The organism is Cryobacterium sp. SO2 (genome assembly GCF_026151165.2).
Taxonomy (GTDB): domain Bacteria; phylum Actinomycetota; class Actinomycetes; order Actinomycetales; family Microbacteriaceae; genus Cryobacterium.
Genome location: NZ_CP117849.1, coordinates 2,501,082 through 2,519,135, shown reverse-complemented (window position 1 = coordinate 2,519,135; position 18,054 = coordinate 2,501,082). Strand labels below are relative to the sequence as shown.

16 protein-coding genes and 1 pseudogene are annotated in these 18,054 nt (G+C 62.8%); 12 read left to right on the top strand and 5 right to left on the bottom strand.

Annotated features, from left to right (window positions below; translation table 11 throughout):
• The first annotated feature begins 128 nt into the window (after positions 1 to 128).
• From BJQ94_RS11755 to BJQ94_RS11735, 5 genes are all read left to right on the top strand, one after another.
• Entirely contained in the window at positions 129 to 2,561 is a 2,433-nt protein-coding gene (locus BJQ94_RS11755; RefSeq protein WP_265400368.1) for a heavy metal translocating P-type ATPase, read from the top strand.
• 162 nt (positions 2,562 to 2,723) lie between these two features.
• A complete protein-coding gene (locus tag BJQ94_RS11750; RefSeq protein WP_265400367.1) occupies positions 2,724 to 3,461 on the top strand; it encodes a response regulator transcription factor in 738 nt (245 codons plus the stop codon).
• Complete coding sequence (locus BJQ94_RS11745) at positions 3,458 to 4,591, top strand: ATP-binding protein (protein WP_265400366.1); 1,134 nt, start codon at positions 3,458 to 3,460, stop codon at positions 4,589 to 4,591. Before BJQ94_RS11750 ends, BJQ94_RS11745 begins: the two co-directional genes overlap by 4 nt.
• 54 nt (positions 4,592 to 4,645) lie before the next feature.
• Positions 4,646 to 5,005 (top strand): metalloregulator ArsR/SmtB family transcription factor, encoded by a 360-nt coding sequence (locus tag BJQ94_RS11740; RefSeq protein ID WP_265400365.1) that lies wholly within the window; start codon positions 4,646 to 4,648, stop codon positions 5,003 to 5,005.
• Positions 5,006 to 5,160: 155 nt separating this feature from the next.
• Positions 5,161 to 6,066, top strand: coding sequence for a cation diffusion facilitator family transporter (locus BJQ94_RS11735; RefSeq protein ID WP_265400364.1), 906 nt, complete (start codon positions 5,161 to 5,163; stop codon positions 6,064 to 6,066).
• A gap of 4 nt (positions 6,067 to 6,070) precedes the next feature.
• Here the strand turns inward: BJQ94_RS11735 and BJQ94_RS11730 are convergent, their stop codons facing one another.
• Positions 6,071 to 6,529 carry a MarR family transcriptional regulator gene (locus BJQ94_RS11730; RefSeq protein WP_265400363.1) on the bottom strand — a complete coding sequence of 153 codons (459 nt, stop codon included), beginning with the start codon at positions 6,527 to 6,529 and terminating at the stop codon, positions 6,071 to 6,073.
• Between the two features lie 17 nt (positions 6,530 to 6,546).
• Between BJQ94_RS11730 and BJQ94_RS11725 the strand changes: the two genes are divergently transcribed.
• Positions 6,547 to 7,476 carry an NmrA family NAD(P)-binding protein gene (locus BJQ94_RS11725; RefSeq protein WP_265400362.1) on the top strand — a complete coding sequence of 310 codons (930 nt, stop codon included), beginning with the start codon at positions 6,547 to 6,549 and terminating at the stop codon, positions 7,474 to 7,476.
• 763 nt (positions 7,477 to 8,239) lie between these two features.
• Positions 8,240 to 8,340: pseudogene (locus BJQ94_RS11720) on the top strand (recombinase family protein); the annotation flags it as partial.
• 39 nt (positions 8,341 to 8,379) lie between these two features.
• On the opposite strand, the gene BJQ94_RS11715 reads toward BJQ94_RS11720, so the two are convergent.
• Positions 8,380 to 8,976 carry a hypothetical protein gene (locus tag BJQ94_RS11715; RefSeq protein WP_265400361.1) on the bottom strand — a complete coding sequence of 199 codons (597 nt, stop codon included), beginning with the start codon at positions 8,974 to 8,976 and terminating at the stop codon, positions 8,380 to 8,382.
• Between the two features lie 15 nt (positions 8,977 to 8,991).
• On the bottom strand, positions 8,992 to 10,026 hold the full coding sequence (locus BJQ94_RS11710) for a substrate-binding domain-containing protein (protein WP_265400360.1): 1,035 nt from the start codon (positions 10,024 to 10,026) through the stop codon (positions 8,992 to 8,994).
• Between the two features lie 87 nt (positions 10,027 to 10,113).
• Between BJQ94_RS11710 and BJQ94_RS11705 the strand changes: the two genes are divergently transcribed.
• Positions 10,114 to 11,448: a Gfo/Idh/MocA family oxidoreductase gene (locus tag BJQ94_RS11705; protein WP_265400359.1), complete on the top strand. Its 1,335-nt coding sequence runs from the start codon at positions 10,114 to 10,116 to the stop codon at positions 11,446 to 11,448.
• Here BJQ94_RS11705 and BJQ94_RS11700 read toward each other — a convergent pair.
• Positions 11,384 to 12,205 carry a DeoR/GlpR family DNA-binding transcription regulator gene (locus BJQ94_RS11700; protein ID WP_265400358.1) on the bottom strand — a complete coding sequence of 274 codons (822 nt, stop codon included), beginning with the start codon at positions 12,203 to 12,205 and terminating at the stop codon, positions 11,384 to 11,386. The genes BJQ94_RS11705 and BJQ94_RS11700 overlap by 65 nt on opposite strands.
• Entirely contained in the window at positions 12,171 to 13,109 is a 939-nt protein-coding gene (locus tag BJQ94_RS11695) for a ribokinase (RefSeq protein WP_265400357.1), read from the bottom strand. The genes BJQ94_RS11700 and BJQ94_RS11695 overlap by 35 nt, the downstream gene beginning before the upstream one ends.
• Before the next feature lie 188 nt (positions 13,110 to 13,297).
• Between BJQ94_RS11695 and BJQ94_RS11690 the strand changes: the two genes are divergently transcribed.
• The 4 genes from BJQ94_RS11690 to BJQ94_RS11675 all read left to right on the top strand — a co-directional run bounded on the left by BJQ94_RS11690 (position 13,298) and on the right by BJQ94_RS11675 (position 18,033).
• Positions 13,298 to 14,230 (top strand): sugar phosphate isomerase/epimerase family protein, encoded by a 933-nt coding sequence (locus tag BJQ94_RS11690; RefSeq protein WP_265400356.1) that lies wholly within the window; start codon positions 13,298 to 13,300, stop codon positions 14,228 to 14,230.
• 92 nt (positions 14,231 to 14,322) lie between these two features.
• Positions 14,323 to 15,456: a substrate-binding domain-containing protein gene (locus BJQ94_RS11685; protein WP_265400355.1), complete on the top strand. Its 1,134-nt coding sequence runs from the start codon at positions 14,323 to 14,325 to the stop codon at positions 15,454 to 15,456.
• 40 nt (positions 15,457 to 15,496) lie between these two features.
• On the top strand, positions 15,497 to 16,999 hold the full coding sequence (locus tag BJQ94_RS11680) for a sugar ABC transporter ATP-binding protein (protein WP_265400354.1): 1,503 nt from the start codon (positions 15,497 to 15,499) through the stop codon (positions 16,997 to 16,999).
• Positions 16,996 to 18,033: an ABC transporter permease gene (locus tag BJQ94_RS11675; RefSeq protein WP_265400353.1), complete on the top strand. Its 1,038-nt coding sequence runs from the start codon at positions 16,996 to 16,998 to the stop codon at positions 18,031 to 18,033. Before BJQ94_RS11680 ends, BJQ94_RS11675 begins: the two co-directional genes overlap by 4 nt.
• Positions 18,034 to 18,054: the final 21 nt, after the last annotated feature.

Here is an 18,054-nt window from a genome sequence, read left to right as displayed (position 1 = left end):
GGCCGCGTTTCGATGCCGCGGCGCCCGCAGGCCCGCGGGCCTTTGTTGACAGGTACCCCAGGGGGGTATAGCGTCAGCCAAGAGAGACGTACCTGTCATTCTCGAAACGCAATGAAAGGAACCTGCCCATGAGCACCGAAGAACTATCAACGGTGATGGAGGTTGGCGGCGTGCAGTGGGCTTCCTCGAAAGCCGTCGCCGAATCTATGCTGGGCCGCCGGCCTGGAGCGATTCGCGTGGAGGCAAATCCGGTCGCCCAGACAGCGGTAGTCACTTATGACCCCAGTCAGACTTCTGTGGCTGAGCTAACCCGCTGGGTCCAAGCCTGCGGCTATCACTGCGCGGGCCGTTCGGTGCCTGAGCACATTTGCGATCCCCTCGAAGGCTCCGAGGAAATGAACAACGGCTCTCAGCCGACGGGCATGACCCACAGCTCGTCCATGTCGCACGAGGGGCCCGACCGAGATATTGCACACAAGGAGCACGTTACGCGGACAGCTCAGGACACGATGGGTCACGGCGGAGCTCACGCGGGCATGTCGATGGATGCCATGGTGCGCGATATGCGCAATAGGTTCCTGGTAGCGGCAATCTTGTCGATACCGATCATCTTGTGGTCGCCGATTGGACGGGATGTGATCGGTTTCACGGTGCCCGCACCGTTTGGTCTGCGGGATGACGTGTTCTCGTTGATTCTGTCTCTCCCGGTGATCTTCTACGCGGCCTGGATCTTCTTCGATGGTGCGTTCCGAGCGTTGCGAGCCCGAACTCTGGACATGATGGTGCTCGTCGCAGTTGGAGTGGGCTCCGGGTGGCTGTACAGCGTGATCGTCACCTTGACCGGCGGCGGAGAGGTCTTCTTTGAAGCGGCCACGGTGTTGGCCAGCTTCGTTCTATTGGGCCACTGGTTCGAAATGCGAGCACGCGGCGGGGCGAACGACGCCATCCGCACCCTGTTGGAGCTCGCACCGTCCATGGCAATCGTCCTTCGAAACGGTGAGGCGATCGAAGTGCCCACCGCCGAGGTGCTTCCCGGTGACCTGATGATGGTGCGGCCCGGCGCAAAGGTCCCGACCGACGGAGTCGTGGAGGAGGGCGATTCCGATATCGATGAGTCCATGGTCACGGGCGAGAGCCTGCCTGTCGCAAAATCCGTTGGATCAGCCGTCATCGGTGCAACGGTCAACACCACCGGAACACTCAGGGTGCGGGCGACAAAGGTGGGCGCGGACACCGCCTTGGCCCAGATCGTTGCCCTAGTCCAAGAAGCCCAGAACTCCAAGGCACCCGGTCAACGCCTGGCTGATCGAGCCGCATTCTGGCTGGTCTTGGTGGCGCTGATCGGCGGAGGACTGACACTGGCGGCATGGCTTGTCACAGGGGCCAGCCTCCCGACCGCTATCCTCTTCGCAATCACTGTGGTCGTCATCACGTGCCCTGACGCGCTCGGATTGGCTACGCCCACGGCGATCATGGTCGGCACCGGACTGGGAGCGAAACGTGGCGTTCTGTTCAAGAACGCCACTGCGCTGGAAACCGCGGCCCGGATCGACACGGTTGTGATGGATAAGACCGGCACCCTCACCAAAGGCCAACCAGAGGTCACAGACTTCTTCACCATCGGCTACGACGAGCAATCTCTCCTGGCTCTGGTTGCCGCCGTCGAGAGGGAATCTGAGCACCCCCTTGCTGGTGCTGTCGTGGACTATGCCACCAGCAGGAACGTCCCGATTCTGGCGGCTTCGGACTTCCGAAACGTGCCAGGCCACGGTGCCGGAGCCACGGTGGACGGCCACCGGGTACTCGTCGGTAACCACAAACTACTTCTCGACCAAGGAGTGGACGCAGGACCGGTGATTCCGAAACGCGATGAACTAGCGGCGACGGGGCGTACGGCAGTGCTCATCGCCGTCGACGGCCGGGCGGTTGGGGTCGTGGCCCTTGCTGATGCCGTCCGGGAGACCGCGTCCGCCGCCGTAGAAGCGCTTCATGATGCAGGAATTGAAGTTGTGATGCTGACCGGTGACAACGTGGCCACCGCCCAGCGAATCGCGTCTCTGCTGAAGATCGACACGATCATCGCCGAGGTGCTGCCAGAGGAAAAGTCAGCGAAGATCGCCGCGCTCCAGCAGGCGGGGAGACGAGTTGCCATGGTCGGTGATGGCGTAAACGACGCTCCCGCTTTGGCTCAGGCTGATCTGGGAATCGCCATTGGGGCGGGGACCGACGTCGCCATCGAGACCGCGGACGTAGTCCTCATGCGCTCCGACCCGCTCGATGTTCCCATCGCCCTGCGCATCGGAAAAGGCACCGTTCGCAAGATGCGTCAGAACCTCGGTTGGGCAATTGGGTACAACGTGATCGCCCTCCCGATTGCAGCGGGGATTTTCTATCCAGGGTTTGGCATCAAGCTCAGCCCGGAGATCGCCGCGATCTCTATGTCAGGCTCAAGCGTCATCGTTGCCGTCAACGCATTGCTGTTGAAGAGACTGCATTTGCCGACTCCATCTGAGACCCCTCTGGGTTCGGCGACGGAACCAGCGATGAGCGAGATCCGGTAGCCCCATTCCCGAGCCAGGTAGTCCAAGCGGACAAGCTCACGAGGGAGCGGAATGCGTCATGAGCGGCCAGGTAGCCGGGCTATCGACAAAGGTTTGCTGGGTATGTCGGTTGCTGCCGGTCATCCGGCAGGCCCGTGAAGCTTGCGGAGGGACAATGAGACCATGACGTCAGCCACCATTAGGTCTCAATCGACACCCGAGCCACGGCCGCGCGTGCTGGTGGTGGATGACGAGGTGCCCTTACTCGAGCTTGTCGCCGGGTACCTCGAACGAGACGGGTTCGATGTCGAGACGGCACCAGACGGGGCCTCTGCTGTCGCCAAGGCTCGAGACTGGGCGCCGGCCATTATCGTTCTAGACCTGGGCTTGCCGGCTATGGACGGTATTGAAGTCTGTCGGATTGTCCGCACCTTCACCGACTGCTACATCATCATGCTCACCGCGCGCGTTGAAGAGATTGACAAGCTCGTTGGGCTCTCCGTCGGTGCGGACGACTACCTGACCAAGCCGTTCAGTCCGCGTGAGCTTGTTGCACGAGTGCGTGCCATGCTCCGCCGACCGCGCCCCAGCGAGCAGGCCGAAAACATTGGCTCGCCCGAACTCGTTTTCGGCTCCCTACGAATCGACATCGCCGGTCACGAAGTCCGCCGGAACGGCGAGTCGGTAGATCTCACGCGCACAGAGTTTGACGTCCTGGCAGCGCTGGCGAGCCAACCTCGCATCGTTTTCTCTCGACAACAGCTCATCGAGGCGGTGTGGGGTGACGGTTGGATGAGCGATCCGCATCTGGTTGATGTGCACATCGGTCATGTGCGCCGCAAAATCGGCGACGATCCGTCTTCACCGGTCTTCATTCGGACTGTGCGCGGGGTCGGTTACCAGATGGGCGCGGGAGCATGACCGACAAACGGAGTCGCGCACCCGGCCCCAGGGACCTCAGCGCACGCCTCCTCGGAGCCATCCTCGTCGTCGTACTTGTCGGGGTAGCAACGGCCTGGGTCGTTGTCGCCGGCATCGGCCCAGCAATCTTCCACGTGCACATGATGGGTATGGGTGGTTCCGGCGCCGACTCGACAATGCATGCCGAAGAAGCATTCCGGACCGCATCCATGTTGTCCCTGGCCGTGGCCCTCCTTGCCGCTCTGGCAGCCTCGGTCGGGGTTAGCCTGTTTTTGTCCCGCCGAATAACCCGATCCTTGACACCGGTCACCGAAGCCGCTGGCCGGGTTGCGAATGGGGACTACACGGCGCGCATCCCCGCTGTGGGCCTGGGCCGGGAGTTCGACGACCTCACCTCGGCCTTCAACTCGATGGCCACTGATCTCGGCCGAATCGAAGCGACCAGAACCAGAATGCTGGGCGACCTCGCGCACGAGATGCGTACTCCCATCACCACGATCGGAGCGTATCTTGAGGCCATTGCCGACGGAGTGCAGGAAGCGGATCCGGCAACACTCACGATGCTGGGGGACCAGGTAACTCGTCTGGCACGGCTCAGCGAGGACGTCTCCATTGTGACGACTGCGGAGGAAGGCCGGCTCACAATGCACCGTCGACGCCTGCCCATTGCTCAAGTGGTCGCGGATGCTGTAGCCAAGGCTACGGCGCAGTACGCTGCCCAGAACGTCACGCTCACAGTCACCATGACCGCCGATTCCCGAGATGCCTCCATTGATGGGGATAGCGATCGCATCGGTCAGGTCCTGACGAATCTCCTCGATAACGCGGTTCGACACACGCCGTCCGGGCGCCAAGTGGTGATCTCCGCCGCGGTAGTCGGCGGTATGGCGGTGATGGCCGTGTCCGATGAGGGTGATGGGATTCCGGCAGAGCACATTTCGCATGTTTTCGAGCGTTTCTACCGAGTGGACGCCAGCCGGGACCGTGCTCACGGTGGCTCGGGCGTAGGTCTGGCGATCGCCGAGTCGATCACCGAGGCCCACGGTGGACGCATCCGAGCCGAGAGTGCGGGGGCCGGCCGAGGCGCGACCTTCACCGTTGAGTTTCCGTTGCTCAGCGATTCGCACTGATGGCGCGGGTCACTGCGATTTCGCGACGTCGCGGTTTAATGTAAGAATCTGCGTATGGATGCAGATAAGCCCGTATGCGGACGTGACCCCGACAGCCAGTACGTCGAATTGGCAGTCGAGGTCTTCGCGATGCTCGCGGATGCCACCCGGATCCGCATTATTCTCGCTCTGCGCGACGGCGAACTCTCGGTGAACAGCCTGGCCGAGCTGCTGGAGAAGTCCCCGCCGTCCGTGTCGCAGCATCTAGCCAAGCTGCGCTTGTCGCGATTCGTGACCAGCCGGCAGGAGGGGACGAAGGTGTTCTACAGCCTGGCCAATGAGCATGCGCAGCAGCTGGTGTCCGACGCGATCTTCCAAGCAGAGCACTCGCTGAGCTCGAACCCACGCCATCATCACTCGGAGGCCGGGGCATGAGTTCAGCCAGCAGACACCATCTGCACGAGCACGAGCACGAGCACGAGCACGAGCACGAGCACGAGCACGAGCACAGCCACGACCACGACCACGGAGGTGAAGGACACACTCACTCCCACCCGACCGGGTTGAAGGGGTTCTTCTATGGCCTGTTCGTGCCACACAGTCATGACGCCGCCGACTCGATCGACGATGCCCTCGAGGCCAGCAAAGAGGGTGTGCGGGCGCTGAAGATCAGCCTCTTCGTGCTTCTCGGCACCACCGTGTTGCAGCTGGGGGTCGTGCTCATCAGCGGGTCCGTCGCCCTCCTGGCTGACACCATCCATAACTTCTCCGACGCCCTCACCGCCGTACCGCTCTGGGTCGCCTTCATCCTTGGTCGCCGCACCGCATCCCGCCGGTACACCTTCGGGTTGGGTCGGGCCGAGGACCTCGCCGGGCTTTTCATCGTCATGGTTGTCGCACTCTCGGCCGTCGTCGCGGCGTGGCAGTCGATCGCGCGGCTCCTGGATCCACATCCCCTTGAAAACCTCTGGTGGGTCGTGGCCGCGGGGATCATCGGCTTCGCTGGTAACGAGGCCGTCGCGATATACCGCATTCGTGTGGGCCAGCGCATCGGCTCGGCGGCGCTGGTCGCCGACGGCGTACACGCCCGCACCGACGGCTTCACCTCGCTCGCGGTGGTCGTCGGCGCAGTGGGCGCCATGCTCGGTTTCCCCCTAGCCGACCCGATAGTCGGCATACTCATCTCCGGTGCGATCATCGTGCTCCTCTGGGGCACAGTGAGAAGTATCGGCCGACGGCTGATGGACGGCATCGAGCCAGAGCTCGTCGACCGCGCGACTACCGCTCTGCTCGCTGTGCCAGGCATCACCACGGTCAATCGCGTGCAGTTACGCTGGGCAGGCCACCGCCTCCAGGGCACCGCGCTCGTGAGCCTTGACGCGGCCTCGACGGTTGTGGCAGCAGCAATTGTGGATGACGCACGTCAGGCGGTGGATCGAGCGCTGCCTAACCTGGACGACTTCTTGATTGCTCAACAGCCCCATGGAACTTCCTAGGTAGCTATTGGCCGTTGCGGTCGGTCGTACTCCCAGATGTTGCGCGGGAGAATTCGTCCAACAAACGTGCAAAAGTGGCGATGGTGTTCGAATCCCACTCCATGGTCGCGTTGCGGAGCATGTTGGTTCGGAAGTCCTTAGCGCTGGCATTGAGTTCAGTGCCCCTCGACGTGAGGTGCAGAACAACACTGCGAGGGTCGTCCGGGCTGGCGGAGCGCTGTATGTAGCCGGCCGCCTCAGTGGAGCGGACGAGTCGGCTTGCCGTGGACGGTTGCACCGAGAGGTGGTGTGCGATGTCGGCGATCCGCGTTAACATCCCGTCCTGCGCGCGCCGGGCAATCGTGTCCACCACAAACACGGCTGAAAGATCAACCTCGTCGGTCGCTCCCCGCGGGGTCTCCAACAGGCGACGCATGCGGATGAGTGATGCATCAATCCGGTCCCAGTCCTGACTAATGGTCATAGGTGTACTCTACACATATGCCGCATGCGAACGAAGTGCCGGGCACTGCCGGAGCCACAGAAGCGATCCTGGTGACCGGGGCAACCGGGAACGTGGGTCGCGCCGTGGTGGAGGCACTCCTCAACGCCGGCAAGACGGTGCGGGCAGCGGGGCGAGACCGTGACGCGGTCCGCAAGATGTTTGGCGATCGAGTGGAAGCTGTCAGTCTCGATTTCACCGACCCGTCCACGTGGACGGCAACGTTCAGTGGGGTGCGCCAGATGTTCCTCCTGCGACCGCCACAGCTGGGGAAGCCTAAAAAACAGATGCTCCCGGCCCTTGAGTTCGCCCGCCGGCAGGGCGTCGAGCAGATTGTATTCCTCTCGCTTCAGGACGCTGAGAAGAACAAGGTGGTGCCGCACGCCGCCATCGAATCTTGGCTTCGCACCAGCGGGATCTCCTGGACTTTCGTCCGCGCATCGTTTTTTCACCAGAACCTCAGCACCACCCACCTCATGGACATCCGTGACCGCAATGAGCTCGTTGTACCGGCCGGCAGCGGTGCGACGGCGTTCGTCGACGCAGAAGACGTCGGCGCTGTAGCGGCGGCCGCTCTCCTCGACCCTCACACGTACTCCAACAAGGCGCTGACGGTGACGGGCGACGAAGCGCTAACCTACGAGCGGATCGTGCAGATCCTCACATCGGAGCTTGGGCGCCCGATCCGGTACGCCCAGCCCGGAGCGATTCGCTACGCGCTCCATGCTCGCCGCCGCCTTTTGATGCCATGGACCATGGTCCTGGTCACCCTGGCGATTTACACCACAGCACGGATGGGAATGGCTGCTGGGCTTACCCAGACTGTTCGCGACGTTCTTGGACGTGACCCAATCAGCTTCGCGCAATTTGCCCACCGAGAGCGAGGAATTTGGACTCCCCAATCCAACCGTGGCCACTTGCCGAGTTAGGCTCCCGGCCTTCGTGCCGCTCAATTGTCGCAGGCGTGATGTTTGCACGAAACTCGGGCGAGGCTGGATGAATATCGGCCATAGTGCCTGTACCTGGCCGGTTCAGGGACATAGGCTGCTATTCCCTTCCAGAAAGAGAGAACCCCATGAAAAACAATCCCGGCAGTGATGGCGAATACACCGATTCGGAGCAAGGGGATGGGTCGCCTGAAGCAGCCGTCGACGAGACGCAAGTCGAGGGTGAATACACAGACAGTGATACGCCTAATGAAAGTACATCTGACACGAAGTAGACGGGGGAGTTAGTTCAGAGGCGAGTTCGTCGTCAGCTCCGCATCGTTCGACCGGAATCGGACCCAGAGGACTGTGAAGGCTGAGACAGAACCATGTCGCGCTGGAGACCGCGGAGGACCCAGCCGTCGTCGGCAGAGTCCCTGTTACCATCCTGATCCACGACGGCGACGAGATCGAAATCCAGTGTATACAACTGCGGATCGACGTTTCCAAGGCGGGATGCCGACCCCCTGTAAACGCACCTGATTTTTCCAAAGGGATGAGCCCCAAACTGGTTGCCGGCATCAAACGTTTGGAGAGTGAGTCGCGCATTCTGCAGCTGTGCGAACCTCATGCCGACTTGGAGTACAAGCCAGATTGACGTCAGATCTTGCCGTGAAATCCGTCCAGTTGAAGTCGAATTCCCTTTTGTTGACGCCACTCCTGTCCGGCTCCTAGAGTTCAACCTGACGGATCAGGTGGTGGGCAGATGTCAGGTCAGCGAATCGGGTGAGCATGCTCGATCAAAACACGGCGCGTCAGCTCGACGGCGTCGACGTTGACAAGCCCTTCGAGGACAAGGCGTCAGGCGTGCTGCGGCGACTTCGTAGCAGCCGTCGGATTTGACGCCTATCTTGGAGGACGCCTCAACCGGGCGATGTCGATAGCGATGAGGTTTTGGATTCTCTTGGCCCGCGCGTCCGCGTACCCCGCTTCAGATCCGAAGTCCCGTCGGACCAGTTGACGCACGGCCTCACTGCCGATGTCGTCTGCGGCCTCGACTCGCGCCTGTGCGATCAGGGCCGCAATCGCCGTCGGATCATCCGCGTCCCGGCGAAGTGCTGCCGCGAGCAGGCGATGAACGCTCGGGCGTCGGCGATGAGCCTCTTCGAGGAGGATGTCATAGTCGTTTCTCTCTACGTCGGCATCGGCGGCCGCGCCGTCTCCATCCCGCTCGGTCTGGTCAAGACGCTCCGCGGTGGTTTCGTTCTCGAGCGCGAGGAGGATGAGTCGCTCCCGGGTTTCGAGCGCGAGCAGCTCAAAGTCGTAGTCGAGTCGTTCGCGAAGGGCCCCGACGATGAGCGAATTTTTGATAACCATCCGCACCGCAAGCCGAGAAACCAGCATGCCCTCCTCGACAACACTTTCGATCGCGGCAAGCGGAACAATGGGCGGATGCTTGTAGGTTCCGACGTCGGCCCTGGGGCGCCGCCACCACAACTTCATGGTCTGGCCATCCGGTCAGGCAGAATGTGCCGGTCGAATCAGGGCGGCGCAACTACTGCGGATGATCAGCTCTGCCTCGACTTCGATCACGCGCGGCCCGGTAGGCAGCCGCCCCTGCATGCGAGCGAGAACCGTGTCCACGGAGTGGCGGGCGAGGAGGTCGATCGGTTGGCGCATCGCGCTCAGCGGTGGGGTCACGAGCTCGGTCCACGGATTGTCATCAAAAACGATCAACGACAGCTCTTGCGGGATGCTCGTTCCGAGCTGTGCGAGACGCCGAACGACGTTCTGAACCTGCGCGGTATTGGCAACAACGAGTGCAGTGGGCGGTTCTGGCAAGGCGAGCAGCGCGGCCGCGGCATCGGCGCCGCCATCGCCCCGGAACGGGACCGTCCTGATGAGCTCGGTCTCGGGGCTGACTCCCGATCGCCGCAGGGCATCCTGGTACCCGGCGATACGTGAGCGGCCGGTCGAGGTGGACAGCGGTCCAGAGATCAGGCCGATCCGGGTGTGCCCGAGCGCGAGAAGACTCTCCGTGGCGGTGTCTGCAGACCGCGCGTTCGCGATGCTCACCACGTCTATCCCGTGCAGGCCGTCGATCGCTCGGTCGACAAACACAATGTCCACGCCGACGTCCTGCAGCTTTTCCCACTGGCCGACGTTTTCGCCGGTCGGCGTGGCGATCACACCACCCACCGAACGGTCTAAGAGCGTGTCGAGCGACTCCGCCTCGAGGTGCGGATCTTCCTGCGTAGTCATGAGGACCACCTGGGCGCCGTGCGCCCGCGCCTCCCACACGATCCGGTCGGCCAGCCGGGCGAAGAACGGGTTGGTCAGATCGGCGAGAACAAGTCCGATGGTCAGGGCGCGCCCCTGACTGAGCTCGCGGGCAGCAGCGCGAGGCCGGTAGGCCATGCTCTCGATGGCCTGCAGAACAGCCTCGCGCTTCTCGCCGGCGACCGGGCCCGAATCGTTGAGCACGCGGGAAACAACCGACACCGATACGCCGGCCGTCTTCGCTACATCCCGGATGGTGGGCGGTCTATTCACGGGCTTCCTCATTCGTTGGCGGTTGACACAGTCTAGACGAGGGTGGTACAAAAGTGGTATCGGTACCACAAATCCAGAAAGGCCATCGTGAATCTGCACAAACTCCTCGGCGAACGGGAAAAAGAGGGCCGTCCCATCCGGGTCGGCCTCATCGGGGCGGGCCGCTACGGCACCATGTACCTCGCTCAGGCTCGCAACATCCCCGGCATCCACGTCGTGGCGATCGCGGACATCAACGTCGCGAGAGCCAGGGGAGCCTTCGCGCTCGTCGACTGGCCGGAAGACCAGATCGCGAGCAGCGTCGACGACGCCCTGATGAATCGCACCACAACGATTCTCAAGGATGCCGCTGAGCTTTTCGAGTCAGACATCGACGTCATCGTCGAGGCCACCGGTAATCCGATCGTGGGCATCCATCACGCGCTCCGTGCGATCGAAACCGGCAAGCACATCATCATGGTCACGGTCGAGGCGGACGCCCTCGCCGGCCCCGCGCTGGTGAAGCGCGCCGAGACGGCGGGTGTGGTCTACTCCATGGCTTACGGGGACCAGCCGGCGCTCATCATGGAGCTCGTCGACTGGGCACGCACGAGCGGCTTCGAGGTCGCCTGCGCCGGCAAGGGCGCAAAGTACCTCGAGCACTACCACGACATGAACCCCGACAACGTCTGGGAAAACTGGGAATTCTCCAAGGAACTCACCGACTCCGGGCAGCTGAATCCGAACATGCACACTTCCTTCCGCGACGGCACGAAGGCGGCCATCGAAATGGCGGCGGTGGCCAACGGCGCACGCCTGGTGCCGTCCGACAACGGGCTGTCCTTCACCCCCGGGAACGTGGAGGAGATCGCCACCATCTGCCGGCCCAGGGAGGTCGGGGGAGTGCTCGACAACCACGGGAGCGTCGACGTGATGTCGAGTGTAAACCGTGACGGAAGCTGGATCCCCTTCAACACCCAGGAGGGCGTCTTCGTGGTCGTCAAGGCCACCAATGACTACGTGTCGACCTGCTTCGCCGAATACCCGTGGCACCCGGACCCGACCAACCAGTACGCCGCGCTATACCGTCCGTACCATTACGTCGGGCTGGAGCTGAACATTTCGATCGCGAATGCGGCCCTGCGCGGCATCTCAACCGGTCAACCCGAGGGCTTCTACGGAGACGTCGTCGCGACCGCGAAAAAGGACCTCAAGGCCGGCGAATTCCTGGATGGCGAGGGTGGCTACACGGTGTGGGGAAAGCTGGTGTCCGCCAGGCACTCGGTCGAGGCAGGCGCCCTTCCGGTGGCGATGGCCCACCATGTCCAACTCGTCAACGATGTCGCCAAGGGCCAGATCGTGCGCTGGGCCGACGTGATCATCGACGACTCCCTGGCCGAGGCGATCGAACTGCGGCGGGAGACCGAGGCGTTGCTGGCCTGACCCGCGTCAGGTCTTCCTGGCTGGTCGCGACGATATACGAACGGGCTGACTCCAGAACCTCACCGTAGGCGTCGGTGATGATGTTCGCCTCGGCAAGATCGAGCGACCGGCAAAGGGTGACCTTGTCGAATTTGCTGCTGTCGATCAGCACGAAGCTCTCGCGGCTGTGCTCGTGGGCGAGGCGTTTCTTGGTCGCTTCACGGACATCGAAGGTCGTGACCCCCGCCGCCTTGCTGATCCCATTCGCACCAAGGAACGCTTTGTCGAAGTACAGCTCGTTCAACATGCGATCAGTCATCGAACCCGCGACGGAACCGATCTCGGGGAAGTACGCGCCACCCAGGAGTGTGACGGTCATCTTCGACCCGAGGGGGGACGAGAGAATCTGCGTGTTCGAGGTGACGATGTGCACTCGCGTGCCGTGGAGGAACTGCATCATTCGGGTCGCGGTGGTCCCGGAGTCGAGGTAGATGGTCTCGCCGTCGCACACGTTTTCGGCGGCTACTCGGGCGATCGCGGCCTTCTCCGCTTGGTTGATCAGCGACTTTGCGGCCGCCGGCAATTCAGTGGGGCGATCGTCCAGCCTTACGGCGCCGCCGCGCAGGCTGACGATCCGGCCCGACTCTTCGAGGGCCCGGATGTCGCGGCGCACGGTCGAGGGGGAAGCCCCCGTCTCGGCTACCAGCTCATCGATATGGACCGGGTTACCGTCGCGAACCTTGTCAAGAATCAGTTGCTGGCGCAAAAACAGTTGCATTGGTCATGTCCTCACGCGTCGGCATGCTCGATTGGGCGCCCACGCCGGTGACGGTGCGGGCGGCGACAAGTGACGCGGCTCGCGCTGCGTCGGGTGCGTCGGAGCCGTCCAGCAGGGCTGTCGCAAACGCCCCCACGAACGAATCCCCGGCACCTGTGGAGTCTACGGCGTGTGCGGGCGTGGCCTCGATGAAATGAACCGCGGTGCCAGCTGAGATGTAACAGCCGTGTCGACCTGCGGTGAGGATCACGCCCGGGCAGTAGCGCTGGAGCGAGCGGACGGCCTCGGTCATAGCACCGAGGTCGGTGACGTCGCCCAGGTCTCTGCCGAGGTAGAACTGCGCTTCATCCTCGTTCACGATGAACCAGGAGCACAGATTCGTCACGTCCGGGTCGACAGGCCGGGCGGGGGCCGCGTTGTAGATGATCGGTATCCCGGAGCCACTGGCGAGGATGATCGCACGGTAGTTGGCTTCGGCTGGAATCTCGTTCTGGAGGATCACCATGTCGGCGTGTTCAAGTCGTTCGCGCTGGGCTTCGACCCAGTCGCTGTCGACTGAGTCATTCGCGCCGGCAAAGATCGTGGCATAGACCTCGCCCGCGTCGGTGACGTGCACCACACCCAGGCCTGTTCCATAGGGGGAGTCGCGGAGAATGCAGGTTACGCTCTGTTGTTCGAAGTTCGCGCGGCTTTCGCGGCCAGGCGCGTCGTCACCCACGGCGCCAAGCAATTCCACGGGCGCACCCAGGCGAGCGGCTTGTACGGCCTGATTAGCGCCCTTGCCACCGAAGGCGGCCCGCATCGCCGTTGCCGAGAGCGTCTCGCCCCGTCGTGGCAGCCGGGCCTGGCTCAGGATGAAGTCATAGTTGATGCTTCCGATGACCAGGATGTTTCCGAGCGTCATGTGCTGCTCCACCTCACTGTGAATCCCCGTTTCCCGGGGCCGTCAGCGAGCTGCACGCTAGTCGTGCCGCTCTTACCAACAAGAGTGAGCTTATGTCCAGATGACCGCAATTGCCAAAAATAACGATCTTGCTGCACAAAAATGATCAAGAATGACAAAACGTGTCATTTTCTGTTACTGTCACGATTATGAAATTCGCAACCAGACTCAACTCGTTCAACGCCGGCGCTGACGCCGGCGCCGCCCTTCGCCGCGTCGCTGCGGTCGACGGGATCGACTACGTCGACCTCAACTACCCGGAGCACTTCGTCGACATAGAACCGGAAGCGATGAAAACGCTCCTCGATGAACTCGGCCTGACCCTCAACAGTGTTGCCATGCGATTCCGCAAGGAATTCGTGCACGGCGAATACAGCAACCGTGACGAAGCGGTGCGCCGGGAAGCCATCGAGCTGACCAAGAAGGGCATCGATGCGGCGGCAGCCGGCGGATCGGACCTTGTCACCGTCTGGCTCGGCTTCGACGGGTTCGACTACACGTTCCAGAAGGACTACGTGAAGGACTTCGGCCGCATCGTGGAGGCGTTCCAGGAACTCGCCGACTACCGTCCCGACGTGCGCCTGAGTATCGAATACAAGCCGTACGAGGAGCGCGTCCACTCGGTCGTCCGCAGCCTCGGCGGGACGCTCCACATCCTCAAGCTCATCGATCGCCCGAACGTCGGTGCGACGCTGGACTTCGCGCATATGCTCATGGCCGGTGACGCTCCTGGCTTTGGCGCGGCCCAGCTCCTCGCCGAAGGGAAGCTGTGGGGTGTCCACCTCAACGACGGGAACAACGCGCACGACGACGGCCTCATGGTCGCGTCGATCCACCCGTTCGAGACCCTCGAGTTCCTCTATTACCTCTTGCGCTATGACTACGACGGCGTGATTTACTTCGACACCTTCCCGATCCGCGAAGAGGCCGAGGCAGAGGCCGAGGCGAACCTCGCCACGATGGCCCTGCTCCTCGACAAGTTGAAAGCCGTGGGCATTGACCACATCACCGATGTGATCAACAAGGCTGACGGTGTCGAATCCCAGAAGCTTCGCAACGAACTCGTCCGAATCGCGCTCTAACGCGCGACGCCGGCCGACGCTCGCAACCCCTCGGCCGGCGGGCTTGACCCCACCTCCATTATCCGTCTGACTCATCAACCCAGCACGACCGATTGACCGCAACACAGACGTTGCCACAGGCACTCGAACCTGTGTTTTTCCCTTCAAAGATGAAAGGCATCACAATGTTCACATTTCCACGCGCCGCAGGCGCAGCCCTGGCCGGAATCGCCGCGGTCGGCCTCCTCGCCGGCTGCACCGCCACTCCGGACGGTCCAAGCAGCACCGGTGGGGGTTCGGACTCGTCAATCGTCGACCTGGTCGACACCGACGCGAAAACCGAGGTAGACGCAGTCAAGGAGGAACTCGGGGAGCCCAAGGGCGGCGAGGGCATCAAGCTGTGCTACGTGACCCGAACGCTGTCCAACGAGTTCTGGGGCTTCGAACAACAGGGCTTCCAGGACGAGGCTGAGAGGCTGGGCGTCGAGTCACAGACGTTCGACGTAACCGACGAGTCGTCGATCACCGAACAGCTCGACAAGGCGAACAGCGCCATGAATCAAGGCTGCAGCGCAATCTTGGCCTCGCCGATCTCTGCCACCGCTCTGGACACCGTGTTCGAGGCAGCCCTGGAGCAGGGCATCCCCGCAATCGTCCTAAACGACGCACAGGGAACCGTGCCCGGCGTCGTGTACGTCGGACCGGACGCCCTGACCATCGGCGCGACGGCAGCCGACTACATCGCGGAGCAGCTGCCCGACGGCGGCCAGGTCGCAATGATCGAAGGCGACCCGGGCTCCTCCAACGCCCGCAACCGCGGCGAGGGCTTCACGACCGCTCTGGCAGACCACCCGAACCTGGAGCTCGTTGCCTCTCAGACCGCCAACTGGAGCCAGACCGAAGCGCAGGAAATCGCCACCGCGATGCTGACAGCCAACCCTGACATCAAGGCGTTCTACTCCCAGAACGATGGAATGGCCTTGGGCGTTCAGGCGGCCATCGCTGCGAAAGGCCTGACCGGCGAGGTTGTCCTGGTCGGCACGGATGGCATCCCGCAGGCGAAGAAGCAGATCGTAGACGGCGGCATCACCGCCACGGTCAGCGAGCTGCCCGTCACCGAAGGTGCAACCGGAGTCGATGTGGCCCTGTGGCTGCTCGACGGCCAGAAAGTACCGGGCTGGGTTGACGTGCCGGCATTCATCATCGACGCCGAGAACGTCGACGAGTACGCCGAGGGCATGCCCTAACCCGTTCAGCCCGACCATTTCAACTTGAAAGGCGATTTTCATGGCCGAACATCTGCTCGAAGTTCGAGAAATAGCGAAGTCATTCCCCGGCGTTCGCGCGCTCGACGGAGTGAGCTTCATATTGGAGCGTGGCGAGGTGCGCACCCTCGCCGGAGAAAACGGTGCAGGCAAGAGCACCCTCCTCTCCATCCTGGGCGGATCCCTTCGGCCTGATGGCGGATCGATCACCATCGACGGCGTCCGGCGGACGGAGTACACGTCCCGCCGGGCGCTGGCAGAGGGGGTGCGTATTGCTCAGCAGGAGCCGGCCATTGTGCCCCAGCTCACCGTCATTCAGAACCTCCTCCTCGGACTCACCCGCAGCCAGCGGGCGAATGCGAACAAGGACATCGATCGCGCGCTTAAGGACGTCGCCCAGATGGGCTTTCCAATGGAGGCGCGAACACCGGTCTCTCGCTTGAGCCCCGCCCAGCGGCACGCGCTCACCATCGCTCGGGCCTTCGCGTTCGACGCGAAGATCGTGGCGTTGGACGAACCGACCACCAGCATGCTGGAGCACAACGTCGAGGAAGTCCTCAACCGGGTGCGAGAAATCGCTCACGGGCGGGGCGTCGGCGTGATCTACGTGTCACATAAAATGCCGGAAGTCATGAGCGTGTCCGACACTGTCGTGGTTCTCCGCGACGGCAAACCGGTCTTTGACGCTCCGATCCACCAGACCTCATCCGAGGACATCGTCCGTCGGATGGTAGGCCGCGAACTGCTCTCCTTCGTGCGGCAACACCCGGTCAAACCCGACGCCGAAGTGTATTTCGAAGCGACGGACGTGACCCACCCCTCCGGGGTCGGCCCGCTGTCGATCTCCGTGCGACGCGGCGAGGTCGTCGGCATCGCCGGCCTCGTCGGGTCGGGGCGCACCGAGTTCCTGCGCGCACTCATCCACGCCGATGAAGGAACCCATAGTACGGTCACGCTCGGTGGGCGCAAGCTCAAGATGAAATCACCTCGTGACAGTCGCACCGCCGGCATCGCGTTCATCCCCGAAGACCGCAAACACCAGGGCCTCATCCTGCAAACGCCGGCGTTCGCCAACATCTCCCTCACGGCGGATAAGCAGCTCAACGTCTTCGGGCCGTTCATCAGCGCCCGCCGGCAAGTCGAGACGGCCGAAGCGATGGGCAAGAGCATGTCGCTGCGACCGGCGAACGTGCGGCTCAATGCCCGCCAGTTCTCCGGTGGCAACCAGCAGAAGATCGTCATCGGCAAGTGGATGTGGCTGGGCGCCAGCGTTTTCCTCTTCGATGAGCCGACCAAGGGCGTCGACGTCGGCGGCAAGGTCGAGATCTACGAGCTCATCGACCGACTCGCCTCCGAAGGCCACGCCATCATCGTCGTTTCCAGCGACCTTCCGGAAGTGATCTCCATCGCGGACCGGGTACTCGTCATGAAAGCGGGCCAGTTCGTCTCGGAACACACCGACGACGACATCAACGAACACAGCATCGTGGCAAGCGCCATGGGTGTACCGAAAGGACAGAAATGACTCTCCCGCCCCCGGCCGCAGTCCGACCGAAGCGCAAAATCAACCTCCAAGCCGTCGGCATCTACCTGGCAGCCATCGTCCTGTTCGCCGTGCTGGGGTCTCTGAACCCGAACTTCCTCACGGTCAACAACCTCCGCGACGTTGCGGTATCGGCGAGCGTGAACGCGATCATCGGTATCGGCCTCACCTTCGTCATCATCACCGCGGGTATCGACCTCTCCGTCGGCGCCATCGCGAGTTTCGTGGGGATCGTCAGCGCAAACCTGATGGTCAACGAGGGTGTTCCGGCCATGCTCGGGCTCCTGCTGGGTATTTTCCTCGGCATCCTCTGCGGCGTCATCAACGGTTTGCTGGTCACAAAACTGCGGCTGCCACCCTTCATCGCCACCCTCGGCACCATGAGCGTGTTCCAGGGCTGCGCCTACGTGGCCACGAACGGCCGACCGGTCTACGACATCCCGGCCGAGTTTGTGATGATCCTCAACAGCTACGTCTTCGGCATCCCGGTCGTGGTCATCGTCGTCGCGGTCGTGGCAATCGGCGCCTGGTTGCTGCTGCGGAAAACAGTCTTCGGTCAGAACGTGATCGCGGTCGGCGGCAGCGAAGAAACCGCCTGGCTCTCCGGCGTGCGAGTGCACCGCGTGAAGATTGCGGTGTACGCGATCGCCGGTGGGCTCTCTGCACTGGGCGGCCTGGTCATCGTTGCTCGAATCAATGCGGCGCAGCCGGACGCCGGCGCTTCCTACCAATTGACCGCCATCGCGGCAGCCGTCATCGGCGGGGCCAACTTGATGGGGGGCGAGGGCCGCATCGCGGGAACCCTAGTCGGCGCGCTGATCCTCGGCGCACTCACCAACGGCCTGGTCCTGCTGAATGTCCCCAGCTTCTACGAGCAGATCGTCACCGGCCTCGTGGTCCTGATTGCCGTCATCCTCGATCAGACCAGCAAGGACTGGTCGATGTTCTCCCGGGGCAAGAAGCGCAAGGAAGTGGCGGCGCCGCCGACAGCGACCCATCCGTCGGTCAAGATCTAAGCGCTCTCCCCGCCTTCGCCG